13 protein-coding genes and 1 tRNA gene are annotated in these 14,017 nt (G+C 63.0%); 11 read left to right on the top strand and 3 right to left on the bottom strand.

Annotation, left to right across the window (positions count from 1 at the left end):
- Positions 1-858: 858 nt before the first annotated feature.
- Positions 859-948, bottom strand: a tRNA-Ser gene (locus NLI84_RS18585).
- A 119-nt stretch (positions 949-1,067) separates the two neighbouring features.
- Here NLI84_RS18585 and NLI84_RS19080 point away from each other — a divergent pair.
- The 11 genes from NLI84_RS19080 (at position 1,068) to aspS (ending at position 12,792) form a co-directional block, all read left to right on the top strand.
- Entirely contained in the window at positions 1,068-1,733 is a 666-nt protein-coding gene (locus NLI84_RS19080; protein WP_284699991.1) for an energy transducer TonB, read from the top strand.
- A 213-nt stretch (positions 1,734-1,946) separates the two neighbouring features.
- On the top strand, positions 1,947-4,238 hold the full coding sequence (locus NLI84_RS18575) for a catecholate siderophore receptor Fiu (protein WP_255992325.1): 2,292 nt from the start codon (positions 1,947-1,949) through the stop codon (positions 4,236-4,238).
- Between the two features lie 75 nt (positions 4,239-4,313).
- Positions 4,314-4,991 carry a Fe2+-dependent dioxygenase gene (locus NLI84_RS18570; RefSeq protein ID WP_255992324.1) on the top strand — a complete coding sequence of 226 codons (678 nt, stop codon included), beginning with the start codon at positions 4,314-4,316 and terminating at the stop codon, positions 4,989-4,991.
- A gap of 121 nt (positions 4,992-5,112) precedes the next feature.
- A complete protein-coding gene (locus tag NLI84_RS18565) occupies positions 5,113-5,739 on the top strand; it encodes a PepSY-associated TM helix domain-containing protein (RefSeq protein ID WP_255992323.1) in 627 nt (208 codons plus the stop codon).
- Between the two features lie 22 nt (positions 5,740-5,761).
- Positions 5,762-6,289, top strand: coding sequence for a DUF2271 domain-containing protein (locus NLI84_RS18560; protein WP_255992322.1), 528 nt, complete (start codon positions 5,762-5,764; stop codon positions 6,287-6,289).
- 21 nt (positions 6,290-6,310) lie between these two features.
- Entirely contained in the window at positions 6,311-7,111 is an 801-nt protein-coding gene (locus NLI84_RS18555; protein WP_255992320.1) for a DUF4198 domain-containing protein, read from the top strand.
- The gene (locus tag NLI84_RS18550) at positions 7,108-8,118 is read left to right on the top strand and encodes an FAD:protein FMN transferase (RefSeq protein WP_255992318.1); all 1,011 of its coding nucleotides are present in this window, start codon (positions 7,108-7,110) and stop codon (positions 8,116-8,118) included. Before NLI84_RS18555 ends, NLI84_RS18550 begins: the two co-directional genes overlap by 4 nt.
- The gene (locus NLI84_RS18545) at positions 8,115-9,662 is read left to right on the top strand and encodes a sulfite reductase subunit alpha (protein WP_255992317.1); all 1,548 of its coding nucleotides are present in this window, start codon (positions 8,115-8,117) and stop codon (positions 9,660-9,662) included. The genes NLI84_RS18550 and NLI84_RS18545 overlap by 4 nt, the downstream gene beginning before the upstream one ends.
- Before the next feature lie 233 nt (positions 9,663-9,895).
- On the top strand, positions 9,896-10,195 hold the full coding sequence (locus tag NLI84_RS18540; protein WP_255992316.1) for an FmdB family zinc ribbon protein: 300 nt from the start codon (positions 9,896-9,898) through the stop codon (positions 10,193-10,195).
- A gap of 16 nt (positions 10,196-10,211) precedes the next feature.
- Positions 10,212-10,895 (top strand): DUF502 domain-containing protein, encoded by a 684-nt coding sequence (locus NLI84_RS18535; protein WP_255992327.1) that lies wholly within the window; start codon positions 10,212-10,214, stop codon positions 10,893-10,895.
- A gap of 94 nt (positions 10,896-10,989) precedes the next feature.
- Positions 10,990-12,792, top strand: coding sequence for an aspartate--tRNA ligase (aspS, locus tag NLI84_RS18530; RefSeq protein ID WP_255992315.1), 1,803 nt, complete (start codon positions 10,990-10,992; stop codon positions 12,790-12,792).
- Here the strand turns inward: aspS and NLI84_RS18525 are convergent.
- Together NLI84_RS18525 and NLI84_RS18520 are read right to left on the bottom strand one after the other, a co-directional pair.
- Positions 12,761-13,024, bottom strand: coding sequence for a hypothetical protein (locus NLI84_RS18525; protein WP_255992313.1), 264 nt, complete (start codon positions 13,022-13,024; stop codon positions 12,761-12,763). The two genes, aspS and NLI84_RS18525, sit on opposite strands and share 32 nt — an antisense overlap.
- 21 nt (positions 13,025-13,045) lie before the next feature.
- Positions 13,046-13,969: an SGNH/GDSL hydrolase family protein gene (locus NLI84_RS18520; protein WP_255992311.1), complete on the bottom strand. Its 924-nt coding sequence runs from the start codon at positions 13,967-13,969 to the stop codon at positions 13,046-13,048.
- Between the last annotated feature and the right edge of the window lie 48 nt (positions 13,970-14,017).

Here is a 14,017-nt window from a genome sequence, read left to right as displayed (position 1 = left end):
CGCGCAGGCGCCCAAGTGCGGGGTGACTGGGGGCCGACTATCGGACACCAACGGCATACCTGGCGACTGCAAAGCGCCGTGGTCATGGTACGAGTGTTGAGCGCAAGGCTCTAATCCTTACAAATCGAGAGGAGCGGGAAAGCACGCATTCCCCGTTCGGCTGTGACCTGGGGCGGTTGGGTTTTGGCGCAGCGCTTGCCGAGTGGAATAGGAGCGGCCAACACAATCGGGTGCAGTAGTTGGCAGAAAGGGCGAAGCGCCCTGAGAGGCGATAAACCGGACTTCATTCGGTCGCAGGCAGTACAAGGCGTACGGCAGTGAGTACGGCTTCGCCAGAAGGGTTTTGTTAGCCGCTCTAAGCGAGAGTGCCAAGCTGGCGCGGCCAGCCTGATCGCTCACACAACGCCCTCGATCTCCTCAGTCAGTAACGTCGCTTGCAGAATGGCGTTGTAAGGGCGTGGCGCGGGTACGAGCGGCTGGTGTCGCTATTACATAGTCGGCGCGGGAGGCGGAGACCGGGGCCGCGAAGCGCTGGTCAGTCGATGGCATTGAGTCAGAATGTCATTGCACGGAAAACAAGCAAGGGTTGCTGGGCATGAGCACTTACAAGTGCATCGAGATCACTGCTCGCTCAGGCTCGTTATTGCGCAGGTGGTATTGCCTGCCGCAGTCGCGTTGGCTGCCTGAGAGGCTGTCCTACGACTTTGGGATGCCTCGACGGCTGGGGGGAGCGACTTTACGCCCGCCCTGAGTGCGATGGGTGCATCATATCCACGCCGCAGGGGGCGGCGGATTGCCGGATATCGTTGCGTGAAGGCTGGTGCAAAAATCCGAAGAACCCGGTGTTTTGGGCTGTACTGGCGGAAGCGGTGAGATTCGAACTCACGGGGGACGTAAATCCCCGACGGTTTTCAAGACCGCTGCCTTAAACCACTCAGCCACGCTTCCGTCTTGGACTTGCCCCGAGCGGGGCTGCGCGCATTGTAACCAAGCTTGCGCGCCCGGTCACCCGGGGCGGGCAACGAAATGATTTGAAGTTGAGAATTCTTATCATTTAAAATGCGCGGATGTCTACGAATCGCTATGTGGTGGTGGGGGGCGTATTGGCCGCCCACGTGGTCCTGATCTATGCGGCGCTGACGGCTGCGGGGCTGGTAAAGCCGCCCGAGCCGATCCAGGCGCCGGTGCTCACGTATGTGGAGTTGCCCGCGCCGGCAAGGCCGGAGCCGCCTGCTCCCAAAGCCAAGCCGGAGCCGCCCAAGCCTAAGTCGCAACCCATGCCAAAAACGGCGCCTCCCAAGCTGCGGCAGCCAGAACCGGTTAAGGCGCCGCCGACTGAGAACTCCCCGGTGGTGCCGCCGGCGGAACCTGTTCCGGCCCCCGCGCCGGCTCCTGTGCCTGCACCTGCCGCAGCGGTGCCTGCGCCCGCACCTGCGACGGAAGTGCCGTTGACGGCCCCGGTTTTCAACGCCGCTTACCTTAACAACCCCAAGCCATCCTACCCACGGCAGTCACAGTTGCTGCGGGAAGAAGGAACGGTGCTGGTAAAGGTACGGGTCAGTGAAGCGGGTTTGCCGTTGTCGACCGAGCTTGTCAAGAGCAGTGGCTACAGCAGGCTCGACAATGCCGCACTCGACGTAGTGAAGCGCTGGCGCTTCAAACCGGCGATGCGGGGCAAGGAGGCGGTCGAGGACGTGGTGAACGTGCCGGTTCGCTTCCAGCTCGATAGTTGAACGCTGCGTGGCGAGCTTGTGCCGCCTGTTTGGAGTTCGTGAGGAAAAAAGGCGCCCGTGGGGCGCCTTTTGCTTTCCTAGTTGCGTCCAAAACAAAAACACAAAATAAATGAGAAAAGTTCTCACTTGATTTGTTACAATTGCGAAAAATTCGCATTCCGAATGGCAGCGTGCACTGTCATCGCCAGAGATACCACGTTCAGGGAGCATCACATGTCCTACATCCGTAGCCGCAAACATGGCGCGCAAGCCGCGCCCGTTCTCAAGTCCACCACGGCTGCCACGCTGCTCGCGCTGGCCGTTCCCGGCGCAGCCCTGGCCGCAGAAACCACGCTGCCCACGGTGACGGTCAGTGCGCCGGCCGAACCGGCCGAGTACAAGGTCGATCGGGTGTCGTCGCCCAAGTTCACCGAGCCGCTGGTGAACACCACGCAAACGATCTCGGTGATTCCCGAGCAGCTGTTCAAGGAGCAGGGCGCAACCACGCTGACCGAGGCGCTGCGTAACAGCCCTGGCGTGAGCACGTTCTTCCTCGGCGAGAACGGCAACACCACCACCGGCGATGCGATCTATATGCGCGGTTTCGATAGCTCCAGCAGCATCTTTGTCGATGGCGTGCGGGATCTGGGCTCGATCTCGCGCGATACCTTCAATGTGTCCTCGGTCGAAGTGACCAAGGGCCCGGCGGGCACCGACTATGGCCGCAGCGCGCCTACCGGCGCCATCAATCTGGTGACCAAGCGCGCGTCGCAGGAAGATGCCAATGCCGCCTCGCTCGCCGTCGGCAAGGAGTATCTTCGCGCCACTGCCGACCTGAACCGCGCATTCACCGCCGTGGAAGGCGCCGCGCTGCGCGTGAACGTGATGGGGCAGAAGGACGGGATCGAAGCCCGCGACGAAGTGGAGAATAACCGCTGGGGCGTGGCCGGCTCGTTAGCCTATGGTTTGGGCTCGCCGACACGCGCTTATTTCGATGTGTTGCATATCGAGCAGAACAACGTGCCCGATGGCGGCGTGCCAACCATAGGCCTGCCCGGCTACAGCAGCCCGGATCCGGCGCGCCCGTTCATCAGCGATGCCGCCCGCGTGAATTCGGAAAACTTCTACGGCACCACGTCCGACTTCGACGACGTGAGGGCCGACATGGTGACACTGGCGCTGGAGCACGATCTCTCGGCCCAGGCCACGCTGCGTAACACCACCCGCTGGGGCAAGACCCGGCAGGACTACTTGCTCACCTCTTTCATGGGCTCTTCCGCCAACCTGAAGACGCCGGATCCGGCCGATTCGTCGACCTGGACGCTGGCGCGCAGTAGCCCGACCTTCAAGAACCAGGTCAACGAAATCCTGACCAACCAGACCAATCTGAATGCGACCGTGGCGACCGGTAGCCTGGTGCACGATATTAGCGCCGGGATCGAGTTGACTCGCGAGCAGCAGACCAATCTGTCTACCGCGACTATCGGGGCATGGGAGCCTGCCAATCTGTACAACCCGGAATCGGACGTGTCCGGTCTGCAATGGCGCTTGAATGGTGGCCATGCCGATGGCGAAACCCGTACTGCCGCGGCTTACCTCTTCGATACCATCAAGATCAATGAGCAATGGCAGGTCAACGGGGGCGTACGTTTTGAGCACTATAAGACCGACTATCTGAACGTGGCCGCTTGCGGTGGCTCTGGTCGCAACCCGATCCCGTGCGGCGGCGCGCCGACGGGCACGCTGGTCACTGCGACCGACCTCAAGGATTCGGACAACCTGTTCAACTGGAAGCTCGGCGTGCTGTACAAGCCGGCGCCCAATGGCAGCGTCTACCTCAACTACGCCACGTCGCAACAGCCCCCGGGCGGTTCCAACTTCACGCTCTCGAGCAATGCCAACAACGCGGGCAACCCCGACTACGATCCGCAGGAAGCGCGTACTGCGGAGATCGGCACCAAGTGGGATCTGCTGGACCAGCAATTGTCGCTCACGGCTGCGGTCTATCGCACCGAAGTGCGCAATGAAATCGAGCAGGACCCGGTTGATATGCAGTACTACCAGACCGGCAAGAAGCGGGTGCAGGGCATTGAGCTCGGCATGGTGGGCCAGATCACCAAGGCCTGGGGCATCAGCACCGGCTTTACCGTGATGGATACCAAGGTGCTTGCCGGCGCCAATGTCGGCAACGACAGCAGCACGGCGCTGAACTACACGCCGAAGAACGCATTCACCGCCTGGACCACGTACAACCTCGGCCACGGCTTCACCGTGGGCGGCGGCGGCCGGTACGTCGGTTCCCTGCAGCGGGGCAAGGATGGCGCGGTAGGCACGCCGAAGTATGTCGAGTCGTACTGGGTGTTCGACGGCATGGCTTCCTACGCCGTCAGCAAGAACGTCGGTCTGCAGCTCAACGTCTACAACCTGTTCGACGAGGAGTATGTAGCGCAGATCAACAAGAGTGGTTATCGCTACACGCCGGGTACGCCGCGCTCGGCACGCCTGACCGCGAACTTCACCTTCTAAGCGCCATCGAGCTCGCTACGCGCCGCCCCCGATACGAGGCGGCGTTGTCGCTGCTGGCATGGGCAGGAATACGCCATGTTGTTGCATATCCCCCAAGTACTGAACGCGGACCAGGTGCGCGCCATCCGCTCCGAGCTCGATGCCACCGATTGGGTTGATGGTCGCCAGACCGTCGGGCCGCAGGGCGCCGCGGTCAAGCAGAACCGTCAGCTGGCGGAAGGATCGCCCTTGGCGCAGCGCTGGGGGCAGCTCATCCTGCAGGCGCTGACGCAACAGCCGCTGTATTTCTCCGCGGCCTTGCCGCTGCGCACGGTGCCGCCGCTGTTCAATCGCTACGCAGGGGGTGAGCATTACGGCTTTCATGTCGACGGCTCGCTGCGCGCGATGCCAGGCGGCGGCATGTTGCGTACCGATCTTTCCTGCACGCTGTTTCTGGCTGAGCCCGACGAATACGACGGCGGCGAGCTGATCGTGAACGACACCTACGGCCAGCACGAGGTGAAGCTGCCGGCGGGCGACCTGGTGCTGTACCCGTCATCCAGCCTGCACTGCGTGGCACCGGTCACGCGCGGCGCGCGTATCGCCTCGTTCTTCTGGTTGCAGAGCATGGTGCGCGACGACGGCCAGCGCAGCATGCTGTTCGACCTCGACCAGACCATACAGCGGCTGCGCGGCCAGATCGGCGATACCGCCGAGGTGCTGGCGCTGACCAGCCATTATCACAACCTGCTGCGGCAATGGTCCGAGGTCTGAGCGTGCCTGGCACCATCGACGCCTTCGCTTTTCAGTCGAAGACCGCATTCGTTCTTATTCCCATGTCAACCACGTTCCATGCCAGCGCGTTGACCTGCGCTGGCCATTTTTGCTCATTCCGATGAATTCGAATCCCGACCGGCAGGCCCGGTCTTTCTGGCTCAAGCACCTGCATCGCTGGCACTGGATCAGCTCAGGTCTCTGCCTCGTTGGCATGTTGTTGTTCGTCGCCACCGGTATCACGCTCAATCATGCGGCGGATATCGAGGTGGAGCCGCGTGTCGAGAACCGCACGCTGAACTTGCCCGCGCCGCTGCTCGCCGACCTTGCCAAAAGCGCCGGCGAGGAAAAGCGACCATTGCCTGCAGCTCAAGCCGCTTGGCTCTCTGATCAGCTCGGTGAGGTGCTGGCGGACCAGGTCGGCGAATGGTCGGAAGACGAAATCTATGTCTCGCTGCCACGCCCTGGCGGCGACGCCTGGCTGACGATAGATCGTGCCAGCGGTACGGTGAGCTATGAGCGCACCGACCGTGGCTGGATCGCGTACTTCAACGATCTGCACAAGGGCCGCAGCGCAGGCGCTGTCTGGGCCTGGTCCATCGATGCCTTCGCCGTGACGGCCCTCATCTTCTGTATTACCGGTTTGTTCCTGCTGCACCTGCACGCCGGCAACCGGCCGCTGACCTGGCCGCTGGTGGGCGCGGGCCTCGTCGTGCCGCTCTTGCTGGCGTTGGCCTTCATACATTGATCGATTCTTCTGGGAGTACACCATGCGTAAGTGGATGCCGGCGACGCTGCCGGGTTTGATTGCCGGGTTATGGGGTAACCAGGCGGGCGCCGCCGGGCTGGACGTCAAGTTCGAGATCCCGCGGCTCAACGTCGCCGAATACCATCGCCCCTACGTCGCAGTCTGGCTGGAGCGCCCGGACCAGAGCGTGGCAACCAACCTCGCGGTCTGGTACCAGCAGAGCGACGGCGCGGAGGGCAAGGGCACCAAGTGGCTGGCCGAGTTGCGGCAGTGGTGGCGCAAGAGCGGCCGCGAGTCGCAACTGCCTATTGATGGCGTCTCGGGCGCGACCAAGCCTGCGGGCGAGCATGCGCTTAGCTTCACCGAGGGCAAGGCACCGCTGGCCAAGCTGCCGGCGGGCGACTATCGGCTGGTGGTCGAGGCAGCGCGCGAGGTGGGTGGGCGCGAGCTGCTGCGCGTGCCGTTCACCTGGCCGCCCAAGAGCGCGCAGACCCTGAAGGCCGAGGGCAAGGAAGAGCTCGGCGCCATCTCGCTGCAACTGAAGCCGTAAACCATTCCAAGGGGAAGACCGATGCAACGCACAATCAAGCTCTTGGCGCTGGCCGCCGCCCTCGCCACCGCCGGTGCCGCCCACGCGCATAGCTACTGGATGGTGCCCTCGAGCACCGTGCTGTCGGCGCCGCAATGGATCACCATCGATGCCGCCGTTTCCAACGATACGTTCCATTTCAACCATCGCCCGCTGGCGATTGAGCCGGTCGTGATCGTCGCGCCGGACGGTAGCAAGGTGGCGCCGGCCAACGTCAGCAAGGGCGAGCTGCGCTCGACCTTCGACGTGAAGCTGGAGCAAAAGGGCACTTATCGCCTGGAGCTGGTCCGCGCCGGCATCCGCGCCAGCTGGAAGGAGGGCGACAAGCCCAAGCGCTGGATGGGCAATGCCGAGGCCTTTGCCAAGGAAGTGCCGGCCGATGCACCGGAGCTGCAGGTTGCGGAAACGATCAGCCGTCTCGAGACCTTTGTCTCCGTCGGCGCGCCCGCTGCGCTCAAGGTCAGCGGCAAGGGCCTGGAGCTGCAGCCCATCACCCATCCGAACGATCTGATCACCGGCGAGAAGGCCAGCTTCCAGTTTCTGGTCGATGGCAAGCCGGCTGCCGGCGTCGAGGTGACGCTGGTGCGCGGCGAGCGCCGCTATCGCAATGCGCAGGACGAGATCAAGGTCACCACCGACCAGGACGGTAAGTTCGCCGTCACCTTCCCGCTGGCCGGCATGTACTGGCTGGACGCGGACGTGCAGGACGACAAGGTCAGCGTGAAGGCCGCCAAGCAGCGCAACCTAGCCTACACCGCCACGCTGGAAGTGCTGCCGCAGTGAACAACGTGGCCGAACGCGAGGTGCTGATTCCGCCGGCGCTGGCGGCGTTCGTGCCGCAGCCGCTGGCCGGGACGGTGCACGCGCTCGCAGGGCAATCCATGGGCACGACCTGGTCGGTACGGTTCTGCGGGCCGGCGCGCTGCGATCTGGCGGCGGTGCAGGCAGCGCTGCAGGCCGAGCTCGATCTTGTGGTCACCCAGATGAGCCACTGGCAGCCCGATAGCCTGCTCTGCCAGTACAACCGCTCCGAATCCGGCAGTTGGCGCGCCTTGCCCGCGCCATTCTGGCAGGTGCTGACGGCTGGCCTCGCTGTGGCAAACCTCAGCAACGGTGCCTTCGATCCGACGCTGGGTGCCCTGGTTGACCTGTGGGGCTTCGGCCCGCCCGGGCCGCGCTTGGTGCCACCGACCGCCGATGAAATCGCCATGGCGCGTGCGAGCTGCGGCTGGCAACGGTTGCGGCTGGATGCTGCGACGCGCAGCGTGCTGCAGCCGGGCGGACTGGCGCTGGATTTTTCCGGCATTGCCAAGGGTTACGCGGTAGATCGTCTGGCGGTATGCCTGGCCAGGCTGGGTTACCCCAGTCATCTGGTCGACATCGGTGGCGAACTGCGCGGGTGCGGCATCAAGCCCGACGGCCAGCCGTGGTGGGTGGCGCTGGAAACGCCCGAGGGCACGGCGTTGCCGCAGACCATTGCCGCCTTGCATGGGCTGAGCGTTGCCACCTCGGGCGACTATCGACGCGGCTTTGTCCACGACGGCTTGCGTTACGCGCACACGCTGACGCTGCACACCGGCAAGCCACTGGCGCAGGCGCCGGCCGCCGTCTCGGTGCTGCACCCGCAATGCATGCTGGCCGACGCCTGGGCCACCGCGCTGACGGTGCTGCCGTCCCGGGATGCGCTGGCATTGGCCGATCGCCAGCAGCTCGCGGCGCAGATCATCGTGCGCGATGCCGGGCGGACCGTGTGCCATCGCTCCGCCGCCTTGTCCGCCATGCTGCCATGACGCGCTTCCTTTTCACCTGGCTTATGGTGTGTCCGCTATCCGCGCAGGCGGCGGGTATGCCGGCGCCGCGCCTGCCGGCAATGCTGGCGGTCGTGCTGGTCTATGTCGCGTTGTGCGTTGTCGTGGCGTGGCGCCATCGTGCGCGGCGTGGTCCCGCACAGGAGGGGTTCGAAGCCGCAGATTGGACCGTGATCCATGCGAGCCAGACCGGCCATGCCGAGCAACTGGCGCTGCAAACGCATGCTGCGCTCACCGCGGTGGGCCTGCCCTGCAACGTGCTGCCATTGGCCGGGCTAGCCCCGGAGCATCTGCCTGCGCTGCGTCGGGTGTTGTTCGTCGTTTCCACGACCGGTGAAGGGGATGCGCCGGACGGCGCCGCAGCTTTTGTCACCCGCATTATGGCGCTGCAGCCGCAACTGGCCCAACTGGAGTACGGCGTTCTGGCGCTGGGGGATCGTAGCTACCGCGCCTTCTGCGCTTTCGGCCACGCGCTCGATGCCTGGCTGCAGCGCGCGCAGGCGCGCTCGTTGTTCGATCTCGTCGAGGTCGACAATGGTGATCCTGCCGCCTTGCGTCACTGGCAGCAGCAACTGGCGGCGCTGGCGGGCCATGTGGAGATTGCCGACTGGGTCGAGCCCGAGTATCAGTCCTGGCCCTTGTTGCAGCGGCAACTGCTCAATCCTGGCAGCGCGGGCGAGCCGGTATGCCTCGTCGCATTGCAAGCGCCCGCGGATGCTCACTGGCAGGCGGGTGATCTGGTCGAGATCGGCCCGGCCCACGATGCCGCCACCGTCGACGCTTGGCTGGCCGCGCTGCCAGGGCTGCAGCTTGATACCGCGCAGCGCGAGCAGCTGGCGCGCCGGCAATTGCCCGTGGCTGAGGGCGAGCTTGCCAGCTTGCGCACGCTGACTAGCGCATCCTTGCTTGCAGCGCTGCCGGTATTGCCGCATCGCGAATACTCGATCGCGTCGCTGCCGGGCGAGGGTCGGCTGGAGCTAGTGGTGCGGCAACAGCGCGGTACGGATGGTCGATTGGGGATGGGATCGGGCTGGCTGGCCTGCCGCGCCGCGATCGGCGCTACGGTCGCGGTACGCCTGCGCGAAAACCGGGCTTTCCACGCCCCGGCCCCGGATGTACCGCTGATCCTGATCGGCAACGGCACCGGCATCGCCGGGCTGCGCGCGCACCTGAAGGCGCGGGAGCGGGCAGGGGCAGGACGCAACTGGCTGTTGTTCGGCGAGCGTCAGGCTGCGCACGACGCCTTGTTCCAGGACGAGCTCGCGAGCTGGCAAGCGGCGGGCATGCTGCCTCGACTCGATCTCGTCTATTCGCGGGACGGCGATCAACGCGAGTATGTGCAGCACCGCTTGCTGCGCGAGGGTGACGCGGTGCGGCAATGGGTGGCCGACGGCGCTGCGATCTACGTCTGTGGCAGCCTCACCGGCATGGCGGCGGGGGTGGCTGCTGCCCTGCATACGCTGCTGGGCGAGGCGAGGGTGGCCGAGCTCGCGGCAACGAGGCGCTATCGCCGGGACGTCTACTAGGCCGAATCGCCATTCAAACACGGCTGCGAAGGTGGCAGGCCGCGCTGGGTGCAATCATCATGTCCGCGGTCCAACGCCTCCCAGGTTTGCATGTCGACGCAGCCTGTGCGGCGGGAGGGCGGTGAGCACAATACCGCTGGCGCACCTTCGGGTATAATCGCGTGTTTTCCGTGGCTTAGCGGCAAGATTGCCGCCGGCCACGCGTTCAATACAAGGAATGACACGGGTTCGCCATGCCGATCTACGCCTATCAATGCACGAGTTGCGGTCACAAGGACGAGCATCTGCAAAAGATGAGCGATGCGCCGCTGACCGATTGCCCCAGCTGCCAAGCGGCCAGCTATGCCAAGCAGGTCACCGCGGCCGGCTTCAAGCTGACTGGCACGGGCTGGTATGCCACCGATTTCCGTGGCGGCTCGGGCGGCACCAGCGCGCCGGCGACCCAGGCCGCCGAATCCCAGGCTGCCGAATCGACTTCCGCGACCCCGGCGAGTGGTGGCGCATGTGCGGCGGGTGGTTGTGGCTGTCATTGAACCGCGTGAAACCAAGATGGACCGGTTCAAGCGCTATCTGCTGACCGGTCTGCTGATCTGGGTGCCGCTGGCGATCACGATCTGGGTGATCCAGCTCGTCGTCGGCACCATGGACCAGATCGGCGCCATCCTGCCCGAGCAGTTGCGCCCCGATTACTGGCTGCTGCGGCTGTTGGAGCCGACGATGCCTTGGCTGACGCACAAGCGCGCGATTCCGGGCTTCGGCGTGATCCTCACCATCTTCGTGGTGCTGCTGACCGGTGTGATCGCCGCCAACGTGCTGGGTCGCCGCCTGCTGATCCTGGGCGAGCACCTGCTCAACCGCATTCCCATCGTCCGCTCGATCTATTCCAGCGTGAAGCAGGTGTCGGACACGCTGTTCTCCGATTCCGGCCAGGCGTTTCGCCAGGCGCTGCTGGTGCAGTTCCCGCACCAGGGATGCTGGACCATCGCCTTTCTCACCGGTACGCCCAGCGGCGATGTGGCCGCGCAGCTCGATGGCGAGTATGTCGGCGTCTACGTGCCGACCACGCCCAACCCCACCTCCGGCTACTTCATCATGGTGAAGACCGAGGACGTGCGTGAACTCGACATGAGTGTCGACGAGGCACTCAAATACGTGATCTCGATGGGCGTGGTCGCCCCGGCGTCGCGCCCCGGTGCGCTGCTCGAAGCCGACCAGCCCAATCTGCCGGGTTGAGCCGGCCCCGGTTCAACCCGCCCCAAAAGCATCGACCGAATCCGAATGCATGCAGCCCAGGCTGCCCCGAAAACCGAAACGAAAGAGCATCAACATGCGTACCGATTACTGTGGCTTGATCGACAAGCGTTTCCTTGGCCAGACCGTCACCGTGCAGGGCTGGGCCCATCGCCGCCGCGACCATGGCGGCGTGATCTTCATCGACCTGCGTGACCGTGAAGGTCTGTTGCAGGTGGTGATCGACCCCGATACTCCCGACGCCTTCAGTACCGCCGATGCCTCGCGCTCGGAATACGTGCTGCAGATCACCGGCCTCGTCCGTGCCCGTCCCGAAGGCACCGCCAACAAGAATCTGGTGTCGGGCGAGATCGAACTGCTAGCCAAGGAAATCACGGTGCTCAACACCGCCGTGACCCCGCCGTTCCAGATCGACGACGAAAACCTGTCGGAGAACGTGCGCCTGACCAACCGAGTGATCGATCTGCGCCGCCCGCAAATGCAGAAGAACCTGCGCCTGCGCTACAAGGTGGCGCTGCTGGTGCGCAACTTCCTCGACAGCAAGGGCTTCATCGACATCGAAACGCCGATGCTGACCCGCAGCACGCCGGAAGGCGCGCGTGACTACCTGGTGCCGAGCCGCGTGCACGATGGCCAGTTCTTCGCGCTGCCGCAGTCGCCGCAGTTGTTCAAGCAGCTGTTGATGGTGGCCGGCTTCGATCGCTATTACCAGATCACCAAGTGCTTCCGCGACGAAGACCTGCGTGCCGATCGCCAGCCCGAATTCACCCAGATCGATATCGAGACCTCGTTCCTGAACGAGGACGAGATCATGAGCATCACCGAGGAAATGGCGCGCCACGTGTTCCAGGAGGCCATCGGCGTTGACCTCGGCGTATTCCCGCGCATGCAGTACGACGACGCAATGTTCTACTACGGCTCGGACAAGCCCGATCTGCGCGTTGATCTGAAGTTCACCGAACTCACCGACGTGATGAAGACCGAGGAGTTCAAGGTCTTCCGCGGCGCCGCCGACATGGAAGGCGGCCGCGTGGTCGGCTTGCGTATTCCGGGGGGGGCGGAGTTCAGTCGCTCGGTGATCGACGAGTACACCAAGTTTGTCGGCATCTACGGTGCCAAGGGCCTCGCGTACATCAAGGTCAACGACGTCTCCAACATCAGCAACGATCCGGACAACTCGGGCCTGCAAGCGCCCATCGTCAAGTTCCTCAGCAACGACGCGCTCAAGGCCATCATCGAGCGCACCGGCGCGCAGAACGGCGACCTGATCTTCTTCGGTGCCGACAAGCGCAAGGTCGTCGACGAGGCCATCGGCGCGCTGCGTATCAAGATCGGCCACGAAAAGGGCGAGGCCGGTGGCTACTTCAAGCGCGAATGGAAGCCGCTGTGGGTCGTTGACTTCCCGATGTTCGAATACGACGAGGACGGCAAGCGCTGGAATGCCTGCCACCATCCGTTCACCTCGCCGAAGGCAGAGCACCTCGAGCTGCTGAAGACCAATCCGGGTGCGTGCAAGGCGCGTGCCTACGACATGGTGCTGAACGGTTGGGAAATGGGCGGCGGTTCGGTGCGTATCCACCGCGCCGACGTGCAATCGACGGTGTTCGACGCGCTCGGCATCGGCGAGGAGGAGGCGAAGAACAAGTTCGGCTTCCTGCTCGACAACCTGCAGTACGGCGCGCCGCCGCACGGTGGCCTCGCGTTCGGCCTCGACCGCCTCGTCACGCTGATGACCGGCGCCGAGTCGATCCGCGACGTGATCGCCTTCCCCAAGACCCAGCGTGCGCAATGTCTGTTGACCAACGCGCCAAATGGCGTGGACGAGAAGCAATTGCGTGAATTGCATATCAAATTGCGCAACCCACCTGTGGTTGAGTAATTGCGTTGTTGTGATTGGAAATAAAAAAGACCGCTGCGGCGGTCTTTTTTATTTGGTGAGTATGTGTTTGAGCGGTGGGTATAATATCCAGGTCAGGGTCAGCAGCGTGTGAGTGGCGACACCAGACTGATGTATCCGGGCAGGTTGCGCTGAGCGCTAATTCAGGCCCGGTGACTTTGGCATGGCAATCCAATAATGAAAGACCGCTACCTGCCGGCTTGCGGTCTTTCATTTTTAGTATTGAACTTGTTGATTATAATGCGCCATTCCATATGTCGGGCAATCCATCCAGATAGGCCTTCAGCCCTGCAGCAAAGTACTCGGTTCCGATCAAGTTCGGGTGCCAGTTACACCCGAGCGTGCTATTGTCACCAGAGCCTGGATTGGCGAGGAAATAGACTCGAGTATCACCTGCCACGTTTTCCGCATCCACGACGGCCTGGGTTGCTGTATATAAATTGACAGGCCCCCAGTCAGGACTTCCGCCAATCACCACTATGTTCGTCGCCGGACCATAGCGGGACCGTAGTTTGGCGATCAGGTCGTGATAAGTCGATTTGAAAGCGGGGACGAGCGTTATCGCGGTATAAGGCTCATTTGGCCCAGGAGTGCCCGCAAAATCGTTGGTGCCCAATTTGATGACCACGAGTTGTGGATGCCAGCTATCGGGTTTTTGCCAAACATCACCTGCAACATTGAGCAGTGCCCGGTCATAATATTCGGGGTATTTTAGCTCACTAACTCCAGGCCAATTACGTACCAGGCCAAGACCGCCAATTGCATTGATTTGGTAGTCGGCATTGTATTGCTGGGCGATCATAGCGCCATACGACTTGTTGGCATTGGTGGTGCTGTTCAGTTCCTCTTTCGAGCATAAGCGCGCCACCGATGAAATCAACTCATTCCCATAGCCAGCAACAAAAGAATCACCAATGAATTCGACCTGCCGTTGACGGGCTGCCGGCGCGGCGAGAATCTGCCCGCCAGTGACCGGAATGAAACCACCAAACCGGCCATAGCTGGAGAGCGACTCGGAACGCTTGGTTAGCTTGATGGTGTGAGCGCCATCGCTCAAACCATGCACCCAGAATATTCCAGAACTGGGCGGGTTTATCTGCATGTGTTTTTGACCATCAATGATCACATCAGAATAATTACTCTCATTATTGAGCAGCATGCCTATGTGTCCAGTCCCGGACGATTAACTACGCGCTTAACAAATAAA

This window comes from Chitinolyticbacter albus (assembly GCF_024437655.1).
Taxonomy (GTDB): Bacteria; Pseudomonadota; Gammaproteobacteria; order Burkholderiales; family Chitinibacteraceae; genus Chitinolyticbacter; species Chitinolyticbacter albus.
This window is presented reverse-complemented; position numbering and strand designations above follow the sequence as displayed.